At 38.8% G+C, this 22,837-nt stretch carries 17 protein-coding genes; 10 read left to right on the forward strand and 7 right to left on the reverse strand.

All coding sequences use genetic code 11. The features are described 5' to 3' along the window. The first annotated feature begins 48 nt into the window (after window positions 1-48). A complete protein-coding gene (gene folA / locus KAN5_RS00835; RefSeq protein ID WP_244390216.1) occupies window positions 49-540 on the forward strand; it encodes a type 3 dihydrofolate reductase in 492 nt (163 codons plus the stop codon). 79 nt (window positions 541-619) lie between these two features. Then, the gene (locus KAN5_RS00840) at window positions 620-997 is read left to right on the forward strand and encodes a DUF3718 domain-containing protein (protein ID WP_016708611.1); all 378 of its coding nucleotides are present in this window, start codon (window positions 620-622) and stop codon (window positions 995-997) included. An 87-nt stretch (window positions 998-1,084) separates the two neighbouring features. Here the strand turns inward: KAN5_RS00840 and KAN5_RS00845 are convergent, their stop codons facing one another. From KAN5_RS00845 to KAN5_RS00860, 4 genes are read right to left on the reverse strand one after another with little or no spacing between them, the layout of a single operon-like run. Next, entirely contained in the window at window positions 1,085-2,281 is a 1,197-nt protein-coding gene (locus KAN5_RS00845) for an ATP-binding protein (RefSeq protein WP_244390217.1), read from the reverse strand. Window positions 2,282-2,289: 8 nt separating this feature from the next. Beyond that, a complete protein-coding gene (locus KAN5_RS00850; protein WP_244390218.1) occupies window positions 2,290-2,994 on the reverse strand; it encodes a response regulator transcription factor in 705 nt (234 codons plus the stop codon). Window positions 2,995-3,039: 45 nt separating this feature from the next. After that, window positions 3,040-3,390 carry a DUF3019 domain-containing protein gene (locus KAN5_RS00855; protein WP_244390219.1) on the reverse strand — a complete coding sequence of 117 codons (351 nt, stop codon included), beginning with the start codon at window positions 3,388-3,390 and terminating at the stop codon, window positions 3,040-3,042. Between the two features lies 1 nt (window position 3,391). Next, complete coding sequence (locus KAN5_RS00860) at window positions 3,392-4,186, reverse strand: MipA/OmpV family protein (protein WP_244390220.1); 795 nt, start codon at window positions 4,184-4,186, stop codon at window positions 3,392-3,394. A 561-nt stretch (window positions 4,187-4,747) separates the two neighbouring features. Between KAN5_RS00860 and KAN5_RS00865 the strand changes: the two genes are divergently transcribed. The 7 genes from KAN5_RS00865 to KAN5_RS00895 all read left to right on the forward strand — a co-directional run bounded on the left by KAN5_RS00865 (window position 4,748) and on the right by KAN5_RS00895 (window position 17,309). Next, a complete protein-coding gene (locus KAN5_RS00865; protein WP_244390221.1) occupies window positions 4,748-5,563 on the forward strand; it encodes a protease inhibitor I9 family protein in 816 nt (271 codons plus the stop codon). Between the two features lie 65 nt (window positions 5,564-5,628). Next, window positions 5,629-10,608 carry a S8 family serine peptidase gene (locus KAN5_RS00870; RefSeq protein WP_244390222.1) on the forward strand — a complete coding sequence of 1,660 codons (4,980 nt, stop codon included), beginning with the start codon at window positions 5,629-5,631 and terminating at the stop codon, window positions 10,606-10,608. A 145-nt stretch (window positions 10,609-10,753) separates the two neighbouring features. Then, complete coding sequence (locus KAN5_RS00875; protein ID WP_016708615.1) at window positions 10,754-11,458, forward strand: DUF3581 domain-containing protein; 705 nt, start codon at window positions 10,754-10,756, stop codon at window positions 11,456-11,458. Window positions 11,459-11,561: 103 nt separating this feature from the next. After that, window positions 11,562-12,806: a DEAD/DEAH box helicase gene (locus KAN5_RS00880; protein WP_244390223.1), complete on the forward strand. Its 1,245-nt coding sequence runs from the start codon at window positions 11,562-11,564 to the stop codon at window positions 12,804-12,806. A 43-nt stretch (window positions 12,807-12,849) separates the two neighbouring features. Next, entirely contained in the window at window positions 12,850-13,827 is a 978-nt protein-coding gene (locus tag KAN5_RS00885; protein ID WP_244390224.1) for a sensor domain-containing diguanylate cyclase, read from the forward strand. A 302-nt stretch (window positions 13,828-14,129) separates the two neighbouring features. Further along, the gene (locus KAN5_RS00890) at window positions 14,130-16,268 is read left to right on the forward strand and encodes a helix-turn-helix domain-containing protein (RefSeq protein WP_244390225.1); all 2,139 of its coding nucleotides are present in this window, start codon (window positions 14,130-14,132) and stop codon (window positions 16,266-16,268) included. 90 nt (window positions 16,269-16,358) lie between these two features. After that, complete coding sequence (locus KAN5_RS00895) at window positions 16,359-17,309, forward strand: DUF4917 family protein (RefSeq protein WP_244390226.1); 951 nt, start codon at window positions 16,359-16,361, stop codon at window positions 17,307-17,309. A 466-nt stretch (window positions 17,310-17,775) separates the two neighbouring features. On the opposite strand, the gene KAN5_RS00900 is transcribed toward KAN5_RS00895, so the two are convergent. Beyond that, the gene (locus tag KAN5_RS00900) at window positions 17,776-18,732 is read right to left on the reverse strand and encodes a hypothetical protein (RefSeq protein ID WP_016708633.1); all 957 of its coding nucleotides are present in this window, start codon (window positions 18,730-18,732) and stop codon (window positions 17,776-17,778) included. 257 nt (window positions 18,733-18,989) lie between these two features. On the opposite strand from KAN5_RS00900, the gene KAN5_RS00905 reads away from it, so the two are divergent. After that, window positions 18,990-21,875, forward strand: a complete 2,886-nt coding sequence (locus tag KAN5_RS00905; protein ID WP_244390227.1) for a M16 family metallopeptidase — start codon at window positions 18,990-18,992, stop codon at window positions 21,873-21,875. Window positions 21,876-22,032: 157 nt separating this feature from the next. Here KAN5_RS00905 and KAN5_RS00910 read toward each other — a convergent pair whose 3' ends face one another. Beyond that, on the reverse strand, window positions 22,033-22,353 hold the full coding sequence (locus KAN5_RS00910) for a helix-turn-helix transcriptional regulator (RefSeq protein WP_244390228.1): 321 nt from the start codon (window positions 22,351-22,353) through the stop codon (window positions 22,033-22,035). A gap of 1 nt (window position 22,354) precedes the next feature. After that, window positions 22,355-22,759: a hypothetical protein gene (locus tag KAN5_RS00915; RefSeq protein ID WP_171039037.1), complete on the reverse strand. Its 405-nt coding sequence runs from the start codon at window positions 22,757-22,759 to the stop codon at window positions 22,355-22,357. Between the last annotated feature and the right edge of the window lie 78 nt (window positions 22,760-22,837).

Consider the following 22,837-nt stretch of genomic DNA (forward strand, 5'->3'; position numbering starts at 1 on the left):
CTTGTGCTCCTTTTTTCTTGTTTAATGAAAAAGTACTAGGGTATTGATGTGAAAATTTCAATGATTGCAGCCATGGCAAACAATCGCGTAATTGGTCAAGATAATAATATGCCATGGCATTTGCCAGCTGATTTACAGCATTTTAAAGCGGTTACCATGAGTAAGCCGGTGATCATGGGACGTAAAACATTTGAGTCAATTGGCCGTCCGTTGCCTGGTAGACATAATATAGTGATAAGCCGTAATAGCGACTTTGAAGCCACAGGTGTTGATGTGGTGTCATCGCCAGAGGCCGCAATTTCATTGGTTTGCGAATGTGATGAAGTGATGGTGATTGGCGGTGGTAACATATATCAACAGTTCTTAGAGCGTGCGGATACGCTTTATTTAACGTTTATAGATCTTGATGTTAAAGGGGATACTCAATTCCCTGATTATGAGGGCGCCGCCAATTGGCAAGTTGTAGATGAGCAACATAATCAACCTAATGATAAGAATTTACACGCATATACCTTCGTTACATTGGATAAAATTAAGTAACATTATTGCGAATAGGCTGATAGGTTGGTACAATATTAGCCAACTAAGGTAGTTATAAAGTATTACACAAGGGTATACAATGATTAAATTATCAACATTACTAGTTGTTTCGGCTGTTGTTTCTGGCTCTATAGCTTTCAGTGCGCCTGTTAAAGCGGATGATCAGTTAGCTGTTTCAATCTGTGAATACATAGCTGCGGATGATAAAAATCGTCTACGTGATAAGCTAAAAAGTTCACGTGTTAAAATTCGTAACATATACGATGCTGTACAGTGTAATGGCCTTAATTTACTGCGCCATGCAATTGCTAGTAATGCTGCTGATGCTGGTGAGTACGTTGTGAAAAACTTATCTAAAAGCTCTTTAGAAGATGGTGCTGATATCACATGGGCTGAATCAAACGGCCACGCAGGATCTGCATTAATCCCTGTAATTAAAGATCGTGCAGGCTTATAAAAGAAGCAAATTTAATTATAAAAAACCGCGTTCGATCGCGGTTTTTTTATACCTGTTTGATACGCTCTATTTAGCCCGCTAGCTGGATTAAAGTGTTGATTGTTTAGGCCAACTAAGTGTTACCTTTGCACCACCTGTTACATTACTGTTGGCCATAATAACATCTCCACTGTGCCAACTAGCAATGCGTTTTACGATATACAGGCCTAGTCCATAACCGCTGGCAAGGTTATCATTTTCACCTTGTTGGAAGGGGTCGATTAAAGATGTAGCATTGACAGGAAGACCTTGGCCATCATCTTCGACACTTAAATAATAGTGTGTGTTATCTTCTGTAACACTAATATTGATAAGCTTTTTTGCGTATTTTGACGCATTTACCAATAAGTTCTGTACAGCAATAGCTATGTAATTGGCTTCACAGCAGAGTGTTTTAACTTGGCTGTTTTGTGCTATTGTTAAATTTTCATACAAGACATATTTTTCTATTTCAGCCTGAATTAATTCTTCGATATTGGTTTTTTCTTGTTCAAAGTGCTGTTGTTGATGTTCAATGCGAGCAAAGTGTAAGTATTGGTCTAACCGTTGTTCTATTTCATCAATGTCCTGCTGGATTTGCTCGTTTATTAGGTCATCCTCAGTTAATGATAGGGCAAACCGCATCCGCGTTAATGGCGTACGTATTTCATGTGAAATAATACGCGATAGATCACGGTGTAAATGAATGAATTGCTCTATGCGTTGTGACATCTGTGAAAATGTATTGGCTAGTGGCGCAATTGAAGAGTTGGGTTTTATTGCGGGTTGCATCATTACTGGTTGCTGGCTAAATTGGTCTGCAGCTGTTTGTAAGATGCTTAAATCTCTAAATACGGGTCTTATTAAAATAAGAATAATGCTACCAAGCAAAATATAGAATGCAAAAAAAACAATTAGATTATTATTTTCATGGTGATTTTGCGGGAGAGGGCCAACTCGATATACAAAGCCCGTTCGCTCACTGGGTAGGTAAATAACGCGTTGGTTATTTTGATTGTTAACTGTAATGATCCCTTCAGTTGATAACTGTTTATGTAGCGATTGCGGCAATGCTAAATCAGCATGTGGAATTTCAGCGATCTGTTGCTCCTTATTTGCAATTAATTGCTGAAAATTTTGTACGGTAAACGGTATGCTGGGCGTGTCTTGCTCAAAAAAGTAGTTATATAACTGACCAAAAATAACGACTAAAACAATTAAACTTGCCGTAATAAAAATATAAAGTCGCAAAAATTGCTGAGTCATATGTTGTTCTATTTATTGTCTTTAGTGTTAATAATGTCTAGGCAATAACCTTTACTACGTACAGATTTTATATCTAGAGTGATGCTGCTTTTTTGGTTACTAAATAGCGTAGTTAGTTTTTTTCTTAATCGACTTATTTTTAAGTCAATAGCACGGTCTAAACCGTTATAGTTACGACCAATAACCTGTTTAAAAAGTATTTCCCGTGATACAGGGTGCGGCGCATTTTTTATTAAAAAAGCAATAATTTCGAACTCACTGTCATTTAAGTTTAATGGAAGTCCGGCAAAATAGGCTTCACGTTTGGTCTGATTGAGAGTTAGTGGGTGTTCAGTACTGTCATGTTGTTGGGTCTGATCATTTTGTCGTAAGATTGCATTAATTTTTGCAAGCAAGAGTTCTGGTTTGAGTGGTTTGATCAAATAATCATAGGCACCTAAATTTAAGCCCTTGATGTGAGATTGATCTGAGTCAAGCGCAGTTAGAAAAATGATTGGGCATGTATGTTCAGTACTTAACTGTTGAAATAATTCAAAGCCATTGCCGTCAGGTAGCATAACATCACAAATAATTAAAGCGGGTATAAAGGTTGCTTTATGTTGTTTGTAGTCAGCTACACTGTTAAATACATCGATAGTAAACCCTTGCTTTAATAAGAATAACTGTATTAATTTTGCGAGTTTTAAATCATCTTCAATTAAATAGATATGCATTACAAGCTCCAGCCAAAGCGACGTTTTACACGATATGATTTTTCTTTATAGTGGGCGACAGTTATTTTTTGTTGTGCCACTGATTTGTTGCTCTATGGGATCAAAAAGTTGCACTATAATGTCATAGTTTGTTCTTATTTTCAGTTTCTTACTGATGCTATCGGTTGAACTGAAACATTGTGTGTAATTAGGACGTTGCGGTATTTCTAAGCAGAGTTCTTTAAATTGAGCTAGTTTGAAGTAAACGTGTAAATTAAACTCACACGTTGATTGATCTTCTTCAAGAATACACGTTTTGGGCGTGGTGTTAAATTGTACTTGGGGATTTGGCTCAGCAAATAACCCACTGCTTACAGTAGTTATGAATATAACGGTGAGTGGCTTTATCATATTCATACTAGAACCTATAGTTCAAACCTAAAAAACCAGAGTAGTAATATTGTTTCTGGATCAAGGGAGTATCAGCGAGTTGGCTATCTAGGCGGGTGCGCTTTAATTGAAAATCAATAGCCCAGTGGCTGTCGAGTTCAAGCCAATACGCCAGTTTTACGTAAGCATTATAGCTGGTTCCTAATTCATATTCCGGTATTCTGATCAACGCTTCTCCTGGGCGAAGCATGTAATAGTAATTACTGAGCTTTTCATCTTTAGCGACCATAGCAGCTTCAATAGCTAAGTCCCCACCTAAAAGTGGCAATATCTTTAGGGCACTAAGATGGGTTTCTGATCCATGGTGAACGCCTGAAATATCCTTTAAATAGGCTATATTTATTGTGGCAAAAGAATTAGGAATTATCGCTGAGAGTCCACCAAGGTATGAGAGTTTTCGCTGTATTTCATTCGCGACTACAGGTACTCCGCCAGGACGAGTTGGCCCACTTGGCACAATAGAAGTAATAAAAAAATTATCTAAGCCATCAAGTTCAAAGAAAAATCCATCTTCATTAAAATTTGTAGCTACATCTAAAATAAGGTGTTCATTTTCTATGAGGCTATAACCTAAAGAAAAATCTTCAAAGTACCATTTATCACCGTAATAATTTATATGAGGAAGAATCGGTGTAAAGGTATTTTCTGAGTTAACTAAAGGGTTTTCAAACCCTCCAGCACCTACAGAGATACTTACATTGAGTTTGTGTGTTTCGACGAGTTGTGTATTTGCTTGCTCATTAGCATTAATAGGCGCAGCCATGCTAAAAAATGCCAGCAATAGACAATATGACAATAGACGAAATGTTGTGCAATTGGAGATCATTTACTCAACCTTTGTAACAACAGCTTAAAGGTATTTAAGCATTACTTATTTTTTAACTTTTCGCAGCATACATTTTGAAGAATGTACATAATGCTACGTTTGTATCTAAGATAAATGGAAGAGACAATTTACTTGTTATGCATACTAATTCACTGTTCATAAATTCGCAATGCCCATTTAGGACTGGTTGGACGGTGAGGGCACTAATGATGGAATCATTTTATTTACTTTAAAGTGCTGGTTATTACACTTGATGTTTGTAATTCATTATATTCTGTTTGGCTAATTTGTTTTAGTATTTAATTGTAGTACTAAAATTGCAGTGGTAGACATATTGTTTGAGTGCTTAATGTTAATGAGGTTGTTTAGTTGTTAATTTTATGTACATAGTGATACATAAATGCTTTAGTGTTTTTAACTCCTTTTGTGTTTAGATTTGTTGAATAAATATTTCATATTTTGAATATTTATTTTTATCTAATGATCAAGGGAAAGAAAATGAAACTAAAACCTATTGCGCTGTCGGTTGCAACTGTTTTATATGCAGTTGGAACGTTACATGCAGCGACATCAACCAATAACAATGAAAATCAATTACAAGCGGCTAATATTTCATTTGAAGAAATTAAGCAATTAACACGCTCATTAAATAGCCAGAAAATATCTACGCTTGCTTCACAAAATGATGTCAATATTCAACTTAATCCGCTAGGCAATAAGTTTCAATCAGAAGGGCTTGACGGAGAACACATTTATATTGTGCGTTTAAAAGACAGTCCAGTTGCTGTAGCTGCCCGTCAAGCAGGGAGTACCGTGGCGGCCTCACTTCGATCAAAAACAACTCAAAAAGTATTTAGTCAAGGTAAAGCGACTACTCAAGCTGTGCAAACTTACCAAGAGCAGCTATTACAAAAACAAAAAACAGTGCTGAATGAAGTGAGTGCGTTAACAGGGCAAACAAAAGTTCGTAGGCAGTTTACTAATGCGTTAAATGGTTTCTCTATTAAACTGACAGAAACAGAAGCTGAGAATATTGCTCAATTAGGCAGTGTTGCATCAGTAATGCGTTCAAAACATTATGATCTACTCTCTGATGAAGGCCCAACACATATTGGCGCAGATAAAGTGTGGAATGGCAGTGCTTCACCCACCGGTATTGCCGGAAAAGGGGAAGGTCAAATTATTGGTATTATTGATACAGGGATCAATTCAGATCATCCCTCATTTGCAGATATAGGGGGGATGGTTATGACCACACGAACCCATGGGGCAGTGGTAACTATGTTGGTGACTGTGTTGAAGAAAGTGATTTAGTAAAATGTAATGACAAACTAATTGGTATTCGTTCATATGATGTAATCACTGATACATTTTCAGCAATGATCCCAAACTGGCCTGCTATTGGTGAAGATTATCAAGGCCATGGTTCACACGTTGCCTCAACGGCTGCAGGTAACATTTTAAATAATGTGCCTCTACTATTAACGGGATTAGAAGAAGAATCTGATGGCGAAGTATTAAGAGAAGATTTCTTTGCGCAGATATCAGGTGTAGCACCTCATGCTAATATAATCTCTTACCAAGTGTGTCACTCGGACAACGACCAAGGTTACTCAGGTTGTCCAGGTGAAGCTTTAGTTGCAGGTATTGAAGATGCGATAAGTGACGGTGTTGATGTTATTAACTTCTCAATAGGTGGTGCTGACTCAAATGTGTGGGCTGATCCTGTACAACTCGCATTTTTATCAGCACGTGAGGCAGGCATAAGTGTTGCTGCTGCGGCTGGTAACTCAGGCACTGGTACGTGCGGTGAGGAATGTTTAGGGTATCTTGATAATTCATCACCATGGTTAACACAAGTAGCTGCAACGACACATGGCCGTACAATTGCCATAGATACCCCAGTGAGCTTTGAAGGTTTTATCGACAGTGAACTTGGCAGTGAAATCCCCACTTGGTCAGAAACAGGGTTAGTCGGTGGTGCTATCAATAATACAGAAATAACTGGTGTTGTTGTTTGGGCCAAAGACTATGCCGATGAAAATGGTGATATTGATAACAATGGATATTGCACTGCGCCTTATGCGCCAAATACATTTGATTTCTTCAAAGATGGTAGTGCAATTCCTGGGGCTGCTGAGGGTGACACCAATGTTATTGTGGTTTGCCGCCGTCATACTCCTACTGATGCCAACGCTAATGCTAGAACCGCCAAGGTCGACAATGTTAAAGCAGGCGGTGCCGATGCCTTTATTTTATATAATTGGGTAAATGGTCAAGACACAACACCTGAAGCCTATTCTATTCCCGGCGTTCACTTCACACTTGAAGACTTCAATGGTTCCTACCCTGAAGATGGTTTAGAAGATTGGATTGATAGCACCTCTGAAATGGGCCATATGATAACTATAGGTAAAACGTTAATTGAACGTCGTGTCAATGAAGAGGATGCTGACTGGCTTGCTGCTTTTTCTTCTCGTGGACCTTCTTATAGTAACGTTGAAATTTTAGCTCCTGCGGTAGCCGCTCCTGGGGTTGATATTTATGCCGCATTTTCGGATGAACACCCATTTGCAGCCACCCCTTATGGCGCTGATTTTGCACGCTTAAGTGGCACATCAATGGCCTCACCACATGTTGCAGGTGCGCTTGCGCTGATGCGTCAAATCCATCCAACATGGACGCCTGCTGAAATTCAATCTGCCTTACTAATGACTGCAGATAATGTGGTGCAGTATCACCGCTTAAATCGCGAAAATGGTACCGTTGGCCTTGCTGAGATATACCGAGCAGGAACCGGTCGAATCAACGTTGAAAGTGCCGCCAAAGCGGGTTTGGTTATGGATGAAAGCGCCGAGAATTTCTTAGCTGCAAATCCATTTAATGGTGGTACTCCACACAAGCTTAATCTACCTAACTTGGTTGACTTTAACTGCCAACCAGAGTGTCAATGGGTCAGAACTGTAAAAGCAACACGCGATGGCAGTTGGACCATTGAGCAAGGTGATGTCGTTAATTGGAATCCTGATGTAGATGCACAAACGGCACAAAACGGCGTTAATATTGAAGTTATCCCTGCTAATTTCAGCTTAAAAGCCGGTGAAACACAAACCATCATTGTCAAAGCATCAATTATGGACACCCAAGATATCTTTAGTAATTCAGAGGTGGAGTTACACTCAGATCTAACCTTCAAATCTCAAGACAGTGATACTCCAGATGCTCGATGGCCTGTTGTTTTTAAGTATGATAAAGGCGATTTACCTGCATCATTAAAGCAAGTTGTTCATGAAGATAACGGCTCTTTTGTGGTTAAACAATTGCCAATACCACAGGCTGCTGCACCTGTAGGTCAAATTTATGTTCCTACTAAAGCACAAGTAAAAACAGTTACCATTCCTAAAGATGATGATCGAATATTCCCTTGGGCTATAAATCGCACGGTTGAAGTAGCAGAAGAAGATATACTTGATGAGGCAGTACATCAAGAATTCATTAATGTTCCTAAAGATGCAAAGCGTCTAATAGTAGAAATGCAAGCAACAATAGCATCTCCACTGGATAACACGCTTGATAAAGGCAATCCGAGTATCTATGTGGGTAAAGACTACAATGAAAACGGTATTATAGAGCCACAAGATGAAATTTTATGTATATCATCTCACTCTGTAATTAATAACTTCTGTAATATTAATAACCCTGAGCCAGGGCAATACTGGGCCTTGATTTACAACTCAAATACCTCTGATAATCAAGGTGTCGAAGAAACTTTCACATATACAACCGCAGTTGTTACTTCACAGGTTAGCACTGACATCACTGCTACTTTAGCGGCCAGTGACGGCATAACACCGGTAGATATGGAAATTGCTTGGCAACTGCCTATGCAAGAGGAAGATATCTATTACACAGCCATTGATGTTGGTACATCAAGTGTAAACCAAGCAAATGTCGGCACTATTCCACTCAAGGTTATTCGTGGTAAAAACCTTATTAATTTAGATGTGCCGCAAACAAGTGCAAAAATAAATGAACGTATTCCATATACATTTGAAGTACAAGCGAATAACACCGGTATTGACCGTGAATATACCATCACCGCCGCTATTCCAAGTGGACTATCAATCACTCCAGAGAATGTATTAGCCTCAAATTTTGATACCACAACCATTAATATAGAAGATAACACATTAACAATCACTGGAACTCAAATAGATACTTCTACCACTGAGCCCGAATATATTGTTACAGATAACATCACAGATGAAATGTGTCGACTGCCTGACTTAGGTAACTCAAATCCAGGTGGTTATATTGATCTTAAAGAGTTTGGTATCTTGCCTGTTTTATCAGGTTTTGATGATATTAATAATGTTATCTACGACCGCGGTTGGATTATTCCTTATGCTGAGTTCTCAAATGGCGCATTCAGCAACTTTACACTGTATAACAACCAAGATGAAATGAATCTTGATTCAAGCTATATGAATATTTTAGGCACTGGCTTGCTGGGCTTTAATAATAGTCGAGGCTTTGCATACCATTTAGAAATGCCATCAGGTATGACTCCTTATGAGAGCGTTGCTCCGCTTTGGCGCTCTGCATCAATTAACTATGATCTTTCATTCCAATCGCTTGGGCTCAATGTAAATGAAGGTATTTCATTAGCATCAACACCCAGTGGCTGGGGGATAATAGAATGGGACAACGCCTCTGATTATTCTGATCCGCAGTATAATTCTGAAACCGGTAAATACGAGTGGACTAAAGCCGATAATAGCGTTGATTTTGAAGTGGTGTTTAATGCCAATGTAGATCATGGCACAAATAAACATGAAATCTACTTTGCTTACGATAATATCGATTTTGCTGACACTGATAACCGAGGTAGTATCGGCTTTCAAGGATTTAAAGGAGCACTTTATCGTCGTGGACCACTTGAAAAATTCCGCGGAAAAAGTATCGCATGGGACAACTTAGACGAAGTAGTTAAAGACGGTTATGTGGTATGTATGGATTACACAGGTCCTGAAGCATCTTATTTTGAGGTAACTGCATGGGCTGATGTGACCCCTGCCGCGGCTGGTAAAACGCTTAACTTCTCAGGCACCGCAAGCTTATCTGGTACAGAGGATATTGCTTTTTCAAGCTCGTTAAGCGTACCAAGTCATATTACTGTACTACCACTTCCTGATATGCATACAACAGAAGAAACACCTGTTAGCTTCACGGTTAGCCATATTGATGAGCAAAACTCAGCAAATCAAGTGTTAGTAAGTGGTGAAGGAGTAACCGCTGTTGTAAACGGTGATACCGTAACCTTAACACCAGATACAAACTTCTCGGGTGTAACAGAAATTGCAGTCACCGTGGCTGATATTGAGCATCCGGACGATGCTGCAAGTACATCATTTTTATTAACCGTAGAAAATACAGATGATGCACCGACAGCTGTTGTTGCTCAGTCAGAAATCTTTATCACGGAGGGTGAGGAAGTAACGCTTGATGCTTCTCAATCGAATGATGTGGATGGTGATGAGCTCACATTTATGTGGTCTGGTAATGGGCAAATTGCAGATACTTCAGCTGCAACAACGACGGTATCAGGCTTAACTGCTGGCGATCACACTTTTACAGTAACAGTATCTGATGGCAAGCATACCAGTGAAGCGACTATGTTGGTTAAAGTAGCCACGATTCAAGAAAGCTTATCAATTGCTGATATAGAGCATACTGACGTTAATGAAGATGAGAGTACTGAAATCACAGTTAACTTTGATAACTCATTAGGTCAAGAAACACTAATATCAGCTATCGCTGACAATGCCAGTGTGCAAGTCAGTGGCCATGAAACAGGTTCAACCTTAACGCTAACACCAACGGCAAACTTCAATGGTGATATTGAAGTAACCGTAATGGTGGCCTTTAAAAGTGAGCCTACAGCTGTTGCCAAGACAACATTTACCTTAACAGTCAATGCGGTTAATGACGCGCCTGTAGCTGAAATGGCAGATACTCATATCACTGTTCGCGAAGATCAAGTGCCTACACTCGCCGTGACAGCAACAGATCTTGATGGTGACGAACTGAGCTATCAATGGGCTGGAAGTGGCACACTGTTAACGCCCACAGCAGCCAGTACTCAAGTAACTGGTTTAGCGGCAGGTGAATATAGTTACACCGTGACCATTAGCGATGGAACAACGTCAGTGGAGCAGGCAATGCAAGTTACTGTCACCAAAAAGCCAGATGTTGTAGAACCACAAGATAATGATGACTCAAGTGGCTCGATTACTTGGCTTGCATTACTAATGGCTGGTTTTGCTGGCGTTCGTCGTCGTAACGTAAAACACGATTAATGTATCCCCTAAGTATGTTATGTAAGCAAAGGGTCCAATAGGGCCCTTTTTTATATTTGAAACAAAAGTTTAACAGATTCGACCTCTATTACATTTTTATCTGGTAGAATAGGCAGGTTATAAGCAGTTTAAGCAGTGAACAACTATGTTAAGTCCTTTTTATCAGCAACATGCTGATCATATCTCTATATCGCGTGAGCAAGGCTGTCGTTTCGCAAAATGTGTAGCCGATGATTACAACCCGCTACACGATAAAGACGCAAAGAAGTTTTGTGTTCCTGGAGATTTACTTTTTTCATTGGTATTAAATCAGTATGGTATCAGTGAAAAAATGGAATTTACCTTCGCAGGCATGGTTGATGAGACTACCAAACTCAGCTTCCCTGAGGGCGCCGATGAATTTGATATTACCAGCGGCGAAAAAGTCATGTTAAAGGTAAAGCGTGACGGTAAAACCAGTCAGTGTCAAACACTCACCGATAGCCTAATCAAGAATTACGTTGAGTTTTCCGGCACCACTTTCCCGCATGTGATTATTCCACTTATGGGTAAGCAAGATGTAATGATTAACCCAGCTCGCCCTATGGTTATCTATGAATCAATGTTAATTAACCTTGATACATTAGACATTCATGCACCTACGTTAGAGTTTGCCGAGCCGAGTTTTGAATATACCGGTAAACGCGGAAAAATTACCTTACGTTTCAACTTACTTGAAGAAGGTAAAAAAGTAGGGAATGGTGAAAAACACATGCTAGTGTCTGGTATTCGTGAATATTGCCAAGATACTGTTGATGATCTTATTTCGTTTTATAATCAGCGTAAAGAAACGCTTAAGCCCGTTGCATAAGCAACACGAACTTGAAGATTTAAATGAAGGCGCGCAAGCGCCTTTTTTGTTACTTATTTTGTGCGTACAATAGCGCCATTATTAGTTATTTCAAGTCAATGCTATGTCTGCTGCAACCTTTACGGATCTTCATCTCGACCCTTTACTGCTTAAAGCGCTTGAGCTCAATGAATATCAAACGCCTACGGCTATTCAACTACAAGCCATTCCATTAATTTTAGCCGGTCACGATGTGATGGGCAGTGCACAAACGGGCACAGGTAAGACAGCGGCATTTGTGCTTCCTTTATTACATAAATTATTAAATAGTAATAAGAAAGATGAGCAAGGTACGGCGCGGATACTAATTTTAACGCCTACCCGAGAGCTTGCTCAGCAAGTATTTGCCAGCTTTGAAAAGTACGCGCAAGGGTCTGATATTAAAGGGGCATTAGCCTATGGTGGCGCAAGCATTGGCCCGCAAGTTAAAGCAATGAAAGACGCGCAAGTGGTGGTTGCAACGCCAGGACGATTACTTGATCACATCATCAAAGGCAGTATTAAACTCTCAAGCGTAGATTCTTTGGTATTTGATGAAGCTGATCGTATGCTAGACATGGGCTTTATTGATGAAATTAAGCGAATTTTGCGCCATGTACCAAGTGATCGGCAAACCTTATTATTCTCAGCGACTTTTGATGACAGCGTGTTTGAACTGAGTAAAAAGTTACTTAAAGATCCTAAATTAATTGAAGTTGATAAGCGTAACTCGGCTGCTGTCGAAGTTGAACAAGTGATTTACGCGGTTGATGAAGATCGTAAACGTGAGCTAGTTTCACACATGATTGGTATGAAAAATTGGCGCCAAGTGCTTATTTTCACACGTACTAAACAAATGGCCGACAAACTTGCTAAAGAAATGTGCAAAGATGGCCTGAAAACAGAATCTATCCATGGTGATAAATCACAAGGCGCACGTGATAGAGCATTACAGAACTTTAAAGAAGGTACGACCCGTGTACTCGTTGCTACCGATGTCGCTGCTCGCGGCTTAGATATTAGCTCATTAAAGTATGTGATTAACTTTGAACTACCATATATAGCAGAAGACTACGTACACCGCATTGGCCGTACTGGCCGTGCAGGTGAACAAGGTTTAGCTATGTCACTGGTGAGTCTTGATGAACAGTGGCTACTAGAAGAAATTGAAGTATTATTAGATACCCGCCTTACTCCGCAGTGGTTGACCGGCTATGAGCCCGACCCAAACAAAAAGCCTAAAGATAATCGAAAAAATACGAATAAATCGCGAAAAGAACGGGATAAAAAGCGAATTTTAGGTAAAAAAAGTTCAAACCGACGCCGATAAGTTTCTTATACTTAAAGCTCTGCAACTAGCTTGAGTAAGTAGTATGTTTAAAACTAATCAGTGGGTGTTCTCAGGAAAAGACAGTCAAATATCTTTACAAAAGTGGCAAAAGACAGTCGATTTAATGACTGAATTATTTTCAGCCCCTGCAGGATTTGTTGTTCAAGCTACTGACGCTGGTTACCGAATTGTAGTTGCCAGCGAACAGCGAGAAAACCCGTATAAAGCAGGGGAGGTCGTGCCACGTGATACAAATATTTTCTGTAAAAAAGTGGTGCAAGACAACCAAGCTTTATATGTGAATCATGCAAGTAAAGATGATATGTGGCTAGACAACCCTGAGGTGACGCAAGACGGGTTTGAGTCATACCTAGGTTTGCCGATCCATTGGCCAGATGGTGAAGTGTTTGGCACTTTTTGTGTCATGGACTTTGAACAAACGGATTATCAGCGCAATTACTTGGAATTAATCAAGCAACTCAGAGATATGGTTGAAGATGATTTAGCATTAATAAACAGTTTTGTGCAAATGCGCGAAATCGCAATGTTAGATCCACTCACTCATATTTATAACCGCCGCGCTCTGAACTTACTCGCCCAACAAAAGCTCAGTTTATCAGGCCGATTAGGCTTTGATGTCTGTTGCTTATTCATTGATATAAATGATTTTAAAAAATTAAATGACAACTATGGCCATGAAATTGGTGATCAAGCCTTAATGACACTCGCCAAAACACTAAAGTCTCATTTGCGTGATGCTGATATTATTGGTCGTTTAGGCGGGGATGAATTTGTTGCGTTGATTCAGATTTCTGACAAACGATTAATTAGTCATGTGATAGATAAAATAATTAATGCTTACCAAGCAGAGCTTGCAGATAAAAACCTACCAAATTTAACCTTGAGCATAGGACGTAGTTTTAACTCTTCAGAAAAAGAGTCGTTCGAAGCATTGCTAGATATGGCAGATAAAGATATGTATAGCGTAAAACAAGCGTTTAAGTTAGCCAAAAAACCTTAAAACCTCACAGGACAGGCAGCTAAGAGCGATAACCAGTCACTAAAGAAATTAAATTTATTCCTGTGTTTTAAGTAGAAATCTAATTTTGTCCAATAACATTATTAAACGCCGTATTGGGGCAAAATAACACGCTTAACCCTAGCTGTTTTAATTATTTGTTTACAAAGGTAATTATTGGTGAAATTATCAGGGTATGTAATATACGCCGTTTTGGTGTGTTATAAACCACCAAAATGGTGTTCGATAAGCGTTAAGCGCCCGATCGTTAGTGATACTTATAAAGAGTCAGGAGTCGATATTGAATGTTAACTGAAAAAAATAGAGATGAGTTTTATAAGGCCACCGACTCATTGAAAAGATTTAAGCGTGCAGAGATCAAAGATGAGCAAGAAAGATCTTTGATAGAGACGCTCTATACAGATCTTTTACCTGAAAATCAGGTGTTTAAAATGATTCTTTCTGACAACACTACATTTTTAGTTGGTCGAAAGGGAACAGGAAAGTCTACAATAATTTTACGACTCGAAAGCGAGTACAGAAAAAAAGATGATTACCTTCCTTGTTATATTGATACAAAAACTGTATTTGAGAGTACGAAGAGTGAATACCAAAATTTAGACTATTTGAAGGGAAGAATACCTGATGAAGCACTTGGAAAGTACCTTGTAGAAAGGTCTTTTATTCAAAGCATTTTAAAATCAATTGTAAAAGAGCTGGATATTAGAGCTGATTCATATTTGAGTAAAATTGCTAACGTAATAGGTTTAAGTAAAACCAGTAAAGTAAAAGACTATATTAGTATTCTTCGCGATAAAATAGATAATAATCAACATCTTAAGTCAATCGAGTTACCAGTAATTAATGAGTATGTGAGTACTATATCGGGAGTTGAAGAAAGCGAATCATCTACTTCTAAAGGGTATGATGACAATCTAAATTTTGGTTTTGACTCTAAAGGACCAGTAGTCGGAGCTAAAAGTGGCTCCTCATCAAACAAAAAAGATAGAGCGAAACAAGTTGAATCTTGGGAAAAACAATTTTCAGGTGCGCTGCTAAAAGTATTTCAAATAAAAGAAGTTATAGATGAGATTAGAAATATACTTGCAATTCTAAAAATAAAAAAACTGGTGATATTTCTAGATGATTTCTCAGAGGTCGATGAGAAAACGATCAAGAATTTTGTTGATGTTGTCCTAGCCCCGCTAAACAACTGGGGCGATGAGTTTATTTGTTTTAAAGTTGCAGCATACCCTAACAGGATACATTTTGGAGATATCGACAAAGGCAAGATTGATGTTATAGATTTGGACTTCTACAACTTATATTCAAATTATGATAAAAATACGATGGAGTCTCTTTCTCTAGATTTTACAAAGAGATTGGTAAATACAAGGATCAGATATTTTAGCACTCAACCGATTGACGATTATTTTGATATCTCATCATCAATGACAATTGATGATTACATGGAATTGCTTTTTAAATGCTCCATGAATGTGCCTCGGATTATTGGGTATTTGCTTTTCTATTGCCATCAAACGCATATATCTATCGGTAGAAAAATAACAAAATCAGCGATAGAAGGCGCAGCTCAAAAATACTATGAGAAAGTTATATCATCATTTTTTGATATAACCACAAATAGTTTGCTTTCTTTCGATGAAAAAGTCTCAGAGTTACAGCAGAGGAATCTCCTGCATGTTTTCATAAGTCAATTGAAAAATATCAGGAAGCAAATAATTACAGGAGAATTAAGTAGTTCAGTATATCAGTCAGACAAAACCAACCCATACACAAGTCATTTTAATTTTTCTCCAAGTTTGGAGCGGTTTGTAAGAACACTTGAACTTAATTTCTTTATTTCAAAGTACTCAGAAATGAGCGATAGAGATGGGAAAAAGATCTCAGTATATTGCCTTAATTATGGCTTAACTCTATTAGAGAATATGCGCTGGGGAAAGCCAGTAGGTAGTGAATACAGAAAATATTTTATTGCGCGCCCCTTTAGCTTTGATGGGATATTTGAAGGTTTTCTAAGGGAATCAAAGCACATACAGTGTATCAACCCTGAATGTGGTAAATCCTATCCCTATGAGCAGCTACCATTTTTGGAATTCAATAAAATGCGCTGTAACGAGTGCCAAAGTGAAGTCAAGGTGAAATCAGTTTCGGACGATATAAAAACAGAGTTGGATAAAATTGATAAATCAAAATTGCTTCCAGCAATTGAGCTTGGAGTAATGCACGAATTAAACAGTAGCAATGAAAAAATGTATGCAAGGGATCTATCGGAAGAATTAGATATTTCATCCCATCTTATAGCGAAGCGAGCAAAGAAATTAGATGAAGAGAAAGGGCTTGTTGATCGGGACCGAACTGAACAATTGATAAGGTATTCAATATCTAGGAAAGCAATTGATGAGTATTTTAATAGCAATTAAATGGCGCATAACAAGTTACTGCACGCGGAAATTTTACTCGCTCTGCTCCCAAAATTCCGGTGAGTGAAGCGTTATGTCTCTTGGAGCTATATGATTACGAGTTGGAGTGAAATTCAAGAAGAGTTACCCAATTTATTATTTGGTAACGGGCTTGGAAGGACATATTGGGAAGGTTTTTCTTATAAATCACTTTTAGAGCTTTTTGGAGATCGTCCAGTGGGGCGGTATTTATGTACTCGTGAGCTTTTCAATAAATTAAATACTGAAAATTTTGAAGAAGTCTTACGAGCAATCTATCATGCATATCAAGTGTCAATTGATAATGAAAGCGCAACAAAAACTCTTTATATTGACGTTCAAAATGCACTAATTCGTTCGGTAAATGAAGTCCATCCTAATTATAGAGATGTTCCAACGGAACATATTAGAGAATGTATGAGTAAATATAAAAGTATATTTACTACAAACTATGACTTGCTTCCATATTGGGCTGTTCTTGATGGTGGTCAAGCTTGTTTTGTTGATTACTTTTGGGGTGATAATGAATTTGATCTTTACAATTCATCAGTTTACCAATCTAAAATACCAATCCATTTTCTACATGGCGCACTCCACTTAAGGTCAGAAAAAATATCAAATACAAGAAAAATTGCAATTACACTAGAGTCGGATCTAGACGGTGCTTTAGAACTAGATTTTAACAATACTTTTCCATTATTTATTTCTGAAGGTAAGTCTCAACTAAAAATGAATAGAATTAGATCTAATTCATATCTAAGTTTCTGTTATAGAAATCTTAGAAAGTCTAATGGTGGATTGGTTGTCTTTGGACATGATTTAAATGAGGAATATGATGAACATATTGTGAGTGCGATTAAGGCGAGCACAAATAGTACTGTCGCAATAAGCGTGTTTTCAGGCTTAGATGATTCTTCTAAAAAAATGTTTGTCGGTAGAATAAATGCATTATTTGCAGATTCTGATCAGAGCATTAAATTTTTTGAATCGAATACTCATCCATTTGCGCAAAACAAGGCATAATCGGGTAGCCGGAGGCCTCCTCCAGCTCGCACACCACCCATCATGCGCTTTTTATTTACAGGAAGTGCAATGGGCGGTTCATCCCCCGTAATGAATATTGATCCAAATAACTCTTAATGACACTAAACCTTGTGGCGCTAAGTAGTCATTGCCTATCGCAATGTTAATTCCTTTTGTTTTTGAGCTTCGACAAGGCCCCTCGCTTGCAAGCGCCTAGTTTGGGGCTGGTGATATCACATGTTATGGCAAGTCGGGACTAGAATCTGTATTACTCTTAAGCGCAGCGTCTCTTAACCTCTTTGTGAATAATTCACTAAGTTTTTTCACAATGAGAAGGAAACGAAGCTAAATACTTGAGCTGGCTTATTCTATGTCGCTTATCATTATTGCCCGAAGCCCGAAGCCCGAAGCCCGAAGCCCGAAGCCCGAAGCCCGAAGCCCGAAGCCCGAAGCCCGAAGCCCGAACCTAAGCTATCTGCTTTTCAGCTAAATTTAATTCCATTGTCGCTTTTAACAAACGATAAAGGTTAATTGACGCATCAATCTCTTCTTTACGGTTGGTTAAACTTTCAATATTTAGCCCTAGTGGTACATCTAAATGGGCACAACTTTTTAGAATTGAATCTAGGTTCTCGCGGCAAATGCGTACTGATTCGCTTAATGGGTTTTCGGCATCAAGCATGCGCCATTTGGTCGCTTCAGGCACTGAAATACCTAGCCATTGCATAAAGTCTAAGGTTTTCTCACTACCACACGGGGTGAAAGTCAAAATTATACGGTTTGGCTTAATACCTTGCGCTTTACAGCTGCGAGCATAGCTGGTGATCAAATCAATGGTGTCTTGTGCGTTATAAACCGCTTGCGAGATAAAAAACTGACAACCCTGTGCGGTTTTTTCAAGTAAACGCTCATGCTCGTTACGTTTACTTGCATGGCGCTCAGCAATGGTTACACCGCCTAGAAAGAAATCATCAGCTTGCTCTGCGAGTGCTTTATAAGCATTAGGTAAGCTTAACTTTATATCGCCATCAGATGACGGGCTGCCAACTAATACCAAGTTTTTTAAATCAAAGTCGTTCTTTGTTTCGTTTAACCACGCTTTAAATTCTGCTTCGCCACGTTGTGCAACACTTTTATAGGTGATCACATCTAGGTGCGATAAGCTGCGTAATAAATGGCTATATTCACGTGGATCAACCGTTTGCTTAAATGGAAAAGGGCGTGGCTTATCAGTACGGCTGCTCTCGTCTTGAATGTCATAAATAACAACACCGTCATACTCTATTTCATGTAAACGGCCTAACAGCTTTTGGGCAATGGTTTCAAGCTGGGCTTTATCGGTACCAATACGCGGTGGAGTTGTGCCAATTAAGTAAACACCCTGATTGGTATCTTCAATTTTCTCTTGTAATGATAAAGCCATAATCCTCATTCCAGCCAATTAACGTTCTATGCTTGGTAATATATCAGCCATTTAGACGTCTAGATAGATTTTTTTAATGAAACTTTCTCAATGAATATGAATTTATCTCATGTTTAATTGGTTTTTGGGGACAGGCATACACAACTGTTTACATAATTCATTGGCCTAGGGGTCTTATATTGATTCACTTTGTTGCATAATCATAAAGGTATAAAAATTTTATAACTAAAAAAATATTCAACTAACAAGGGATAACAATGAAATTTAAATTATTAGCAACAAGTTTAGCGGTAACGCTGGCACTAAGTGGCTGTGCAAGTAGCAGCGGCTCTAATATGGTTAAAGAAGTTGAGATTGAACAGTCAACGGTTGCCAGTAGCAATGACCGTGTGTTTTCACAAGATTACCTATTGGAAGAGCTTGAAAATGGTTTACGGGTTATGGTGGTGAAAACTGATTACCCTGATGTGGTATCACTACAAATACCTGTCTCCGTGGGGTCTCGTAACGAAGTGGAAGCGGGTAAAACGGGCTTTGCACATTTTTTTGAACACATGATGTTTAAAGGCTCTGAGAAATTCCCACAAGATGTGTATTCAGACATCCTAAAAAACTCAGGAGTTGATAACCGGGCTTATACCACTAATGACTATACTAATTATCACTTAAACTTTTCAAAGCAGCACCTTGATAAAGTACTTGAGATTGAAGCTGATATTTTCCAAAACTTAACATATTCAGAAGAGCAATTTCGTACGGAAGCGTTAACAGTAAAAGGTGAATACCTTAAAAATAACGCCAGCCCAATTCGCAAGTTACTTTCAGCTGTGCGTAATGAAGCTTTTGAAAAGCACACGTACAAACACACCACCATGGGCTTTTTTGAAGATATCGAAGCGATGCCTGATCAAATGGCGTACGGTAAAGAGTTTTTTGAAAAGTTTTATAAGCCTGAATATGTATCGCTAGTGATTGTGGGTGATGTCGATCCGCAAGAGACGATGGCGATGGTTAAAAAGCACTGGGGTGGCTGGCAAAAAGGTAATTACGTTGCTGATATCCCAACTGAGCCTAAGCAACAAGCAGCTAAATATGTACATGAGCAGAATGAAGGCTTACCAGGGCATTGGTTGCTAGTATCATACAAGGGCGCAGCTTGGCAGCCTGAGAAAAAAGACCGTGCAGCCCTTGATTTGCTGTCGCAGCTTTATTTCTCAAATAACTCTGAACTATATCAAGAGTTAGTGGTTGATAAGCAAATTGCCAGCCAAATGTTTACCTACAACCCAGATACAAAAGATCCGGGTTTGTTACATGTATTTGTCAAAGTAGAAAACGAAGAAGACTTAGTTAAAGCGCGTGATGCAATTAATAACACTTACGCTAAAGCGCGTACGGAGTTAGTTGATAGCCAAAAACTAGCTGATTTAAAATCAAACTTAAAATACAGCTTCATTAACGGCTTAGATTCATCACAAGCAATTGCATCAACCCTTGCAAGCTACATGCATTTTGAGCGCGACCCAGAAGTCGTTAATCAATTATATGCAACGGCTGACAGTATCAGCGCGCAAGATATTCAAGATATTGCCAATCAGTATTTTGTTGATAGCAGCCGTACTACGGTAACAATGTCGGCGCTTGATAAAGTGGCAGGCTTTGAGCAAGAAGTAGACTTAAACTCCCTTGTTGCGAGTAAGCACACAGTACAAGAGCGTCACTTTAAAGTGCTTGATAAAACCAATAGCTCACCATTAATTGATGTTAACTGGTTATTCCACACCGGTGCTGCGGCTGATCCACAAGGCAAAAAAGGGGTTGCTGCACTAACCGCAGCCATGCTTGCGCAAGGTGGCTCAGAATCTAAGAGCTATAACGATATCAAACAAGCACTGTATCCGTTGGCAGGTAGCTTTGGTTATCAGATTGATAAAGAAATGATTTCTCTTCAAGGGCGTGTTCATAAAGATAATGCGGCTAAATGGTATGCATTGGTTAGTGAGCAGTTACTAAACCCTGGCTTTAGAGAAGACGACTTTAAGCGCTTAAAGAAAGAGCTGATTGATGGCATAAAATCAGGACTTAAAGCGTCGAACGATGAAGAGCTAGGTAAAGAAGTGCTTTACCATAAGCTGTACCAAGGTCACCCATATGAAAGTTATAACTATGGTGATTTATCTGATCTAGAAGCGCTAACTTTGGATGATGTAAAAGCGTTTTACGCAAAAGAGTTTACTCAGGCTAAGTTAACGGTTGGTCTAATTGGCGCTGTGCCAGACTCACTTAAAACAACCATGTTTGCAGATTTAAGCCAGTTGCCAAAAGGTCAGCAAAGCCGTTTATCAATTCCTGATGCACCAGTGCTTAAAGGTCACCATGCGACAATTGTTGAAAAGTCAGCACAGTCTACAGCGGTATCATTTGGTTTCCCTATTGATACCATACGTAGCAGTGAAGATTGGACAGCACTTTGGTTAGTGCGTTCATACTTTGGTGAGCACCGTAGCTCAAATGCATATTTATATAATCGTATTCGCCAAACCCGTGGTATGAACTACGGTGACTACGCGTATATAGAATACTTCCCACGCGGCATGTTCCAAACAAAACCAGATGCCAACCTGGGTCGTTCAGAGCAAATATTCCAAGTGTGGTTGCGCCCACTGCGTTCAAATAATGATGCGCACTTTGCAACACGTACGGCTTTATTTGAACTTGATAAGCTGATCAAAAATGGCATGACCGAAAAAGACTTTGACGCAACGCGTAACTTCTTAATCAACTTTGTGCCGCAAATGGTCGCCAGTCAAAATCGTCAATTAGGTTACGCACTTGATAGCGAGTTTTATAACACTGAATCGTTTGTGAAATATGTAACGAGTAAGCTTGAAAAGCTGACTTTAGCTGATGTTAATCGTGTCATTAAAGATAATTTACAAACTGATGATATCCAGTATGTGTTTATTACTGGTGATGGCAAAGATATGCAAAAACGCTTAGCGTCAGAGCAAACATCGCCAATGGTGTATAACGCAGAAAAGCCAGCAGAGTTAGTAGCTGAAGATAAAGTGATTGCTGACTATAAACTTGCAATTCCTGCGAAAAACATCGAAGTAGTTGCAGTAGATAAAGTGTTTCAATAAAAGCGATATAAATTAAGCTAATTAAAGTGCCCCATTTATTGGGGCATTTTTATAACATCGCGCCAATTTTTACACCTAATTCAAAAAGTATAATTGCACTGACGATAAGCACTAACGTGATGTGTCCTCGCGATTCTTTTGACATCGTTTAAACCCCTTATTTCATAATCAAAAATACAGTGATCATACCAAGCACAAAGCTGGCAATGGACGACAACGCTAAAATTGTTGTGATACTTTGCGTATTTAAAGTGTGTGTCTGAGCAACTGAAACTGTATTTTCCTCAAGTTTTATTAACTCACCTTGGCGTACTTCTAACACAGCACATAAAGCCATGGTGGTTTCTTTCGATGCAGCACCTTCTTTTTCAACGCGTTGGATGGTGCGTAAACTCACGTCGCAGGCATCGGCAAGTTGTTGTTGAGTCCAATCAAGCTTTTGCCTTAATGCTTTTATAGTTTTGGGGTTAAGTTGCATTTTAAAATTCCCCAAGTAAAAATTCTAAAATAGAAATAAGTATAAAACCGCCAGCGAGTCCGCCCAAGAAACAGCCCACCATAACTTTAAGTGAGGTCTTAGGGTTATTAAACAGTGATGATTGCTGATAGCTTTTAACTAACTTTTTATTTTTATAAAGTGAGCACTCAAGCCTCCCAGTTAAAATATTGTGCATTTCAAATTTAACGTTGAAAGTATTACCTGAAAGTTCAAATTGGTGTTTACTCGTGACATTAATACTGCGCTTTTCACTGACCAATTCATCATTAACATAGACTTCTTCTTTGCCAGTAAAGTAACTACCAAAGCAGGCTATTTGATCGTCACCGTCTTGAAAGTAAAATTTATAGCCAAGTTTTTTTGTGTTGAGTATGTCGTTTTTCATCATCATATTCCTTGTTAAGTTGATGATGCTAATTTAGCGATTGTAATTGTTATTTTCGCCGTCAGCTTTATGCCAGTG

This window comes from Pseudoalteromonas sp. KAN5, assembly GCF_022846535.1.
GTDB classification, from domain to species: domain Bacteria; phylum Pseudomonadota; class Gammaproteobacteria; order Enterobacterales; family Alteromonadaceae; genus Pseudoalteromonas; species Pseudoalteromonas haloplanktis.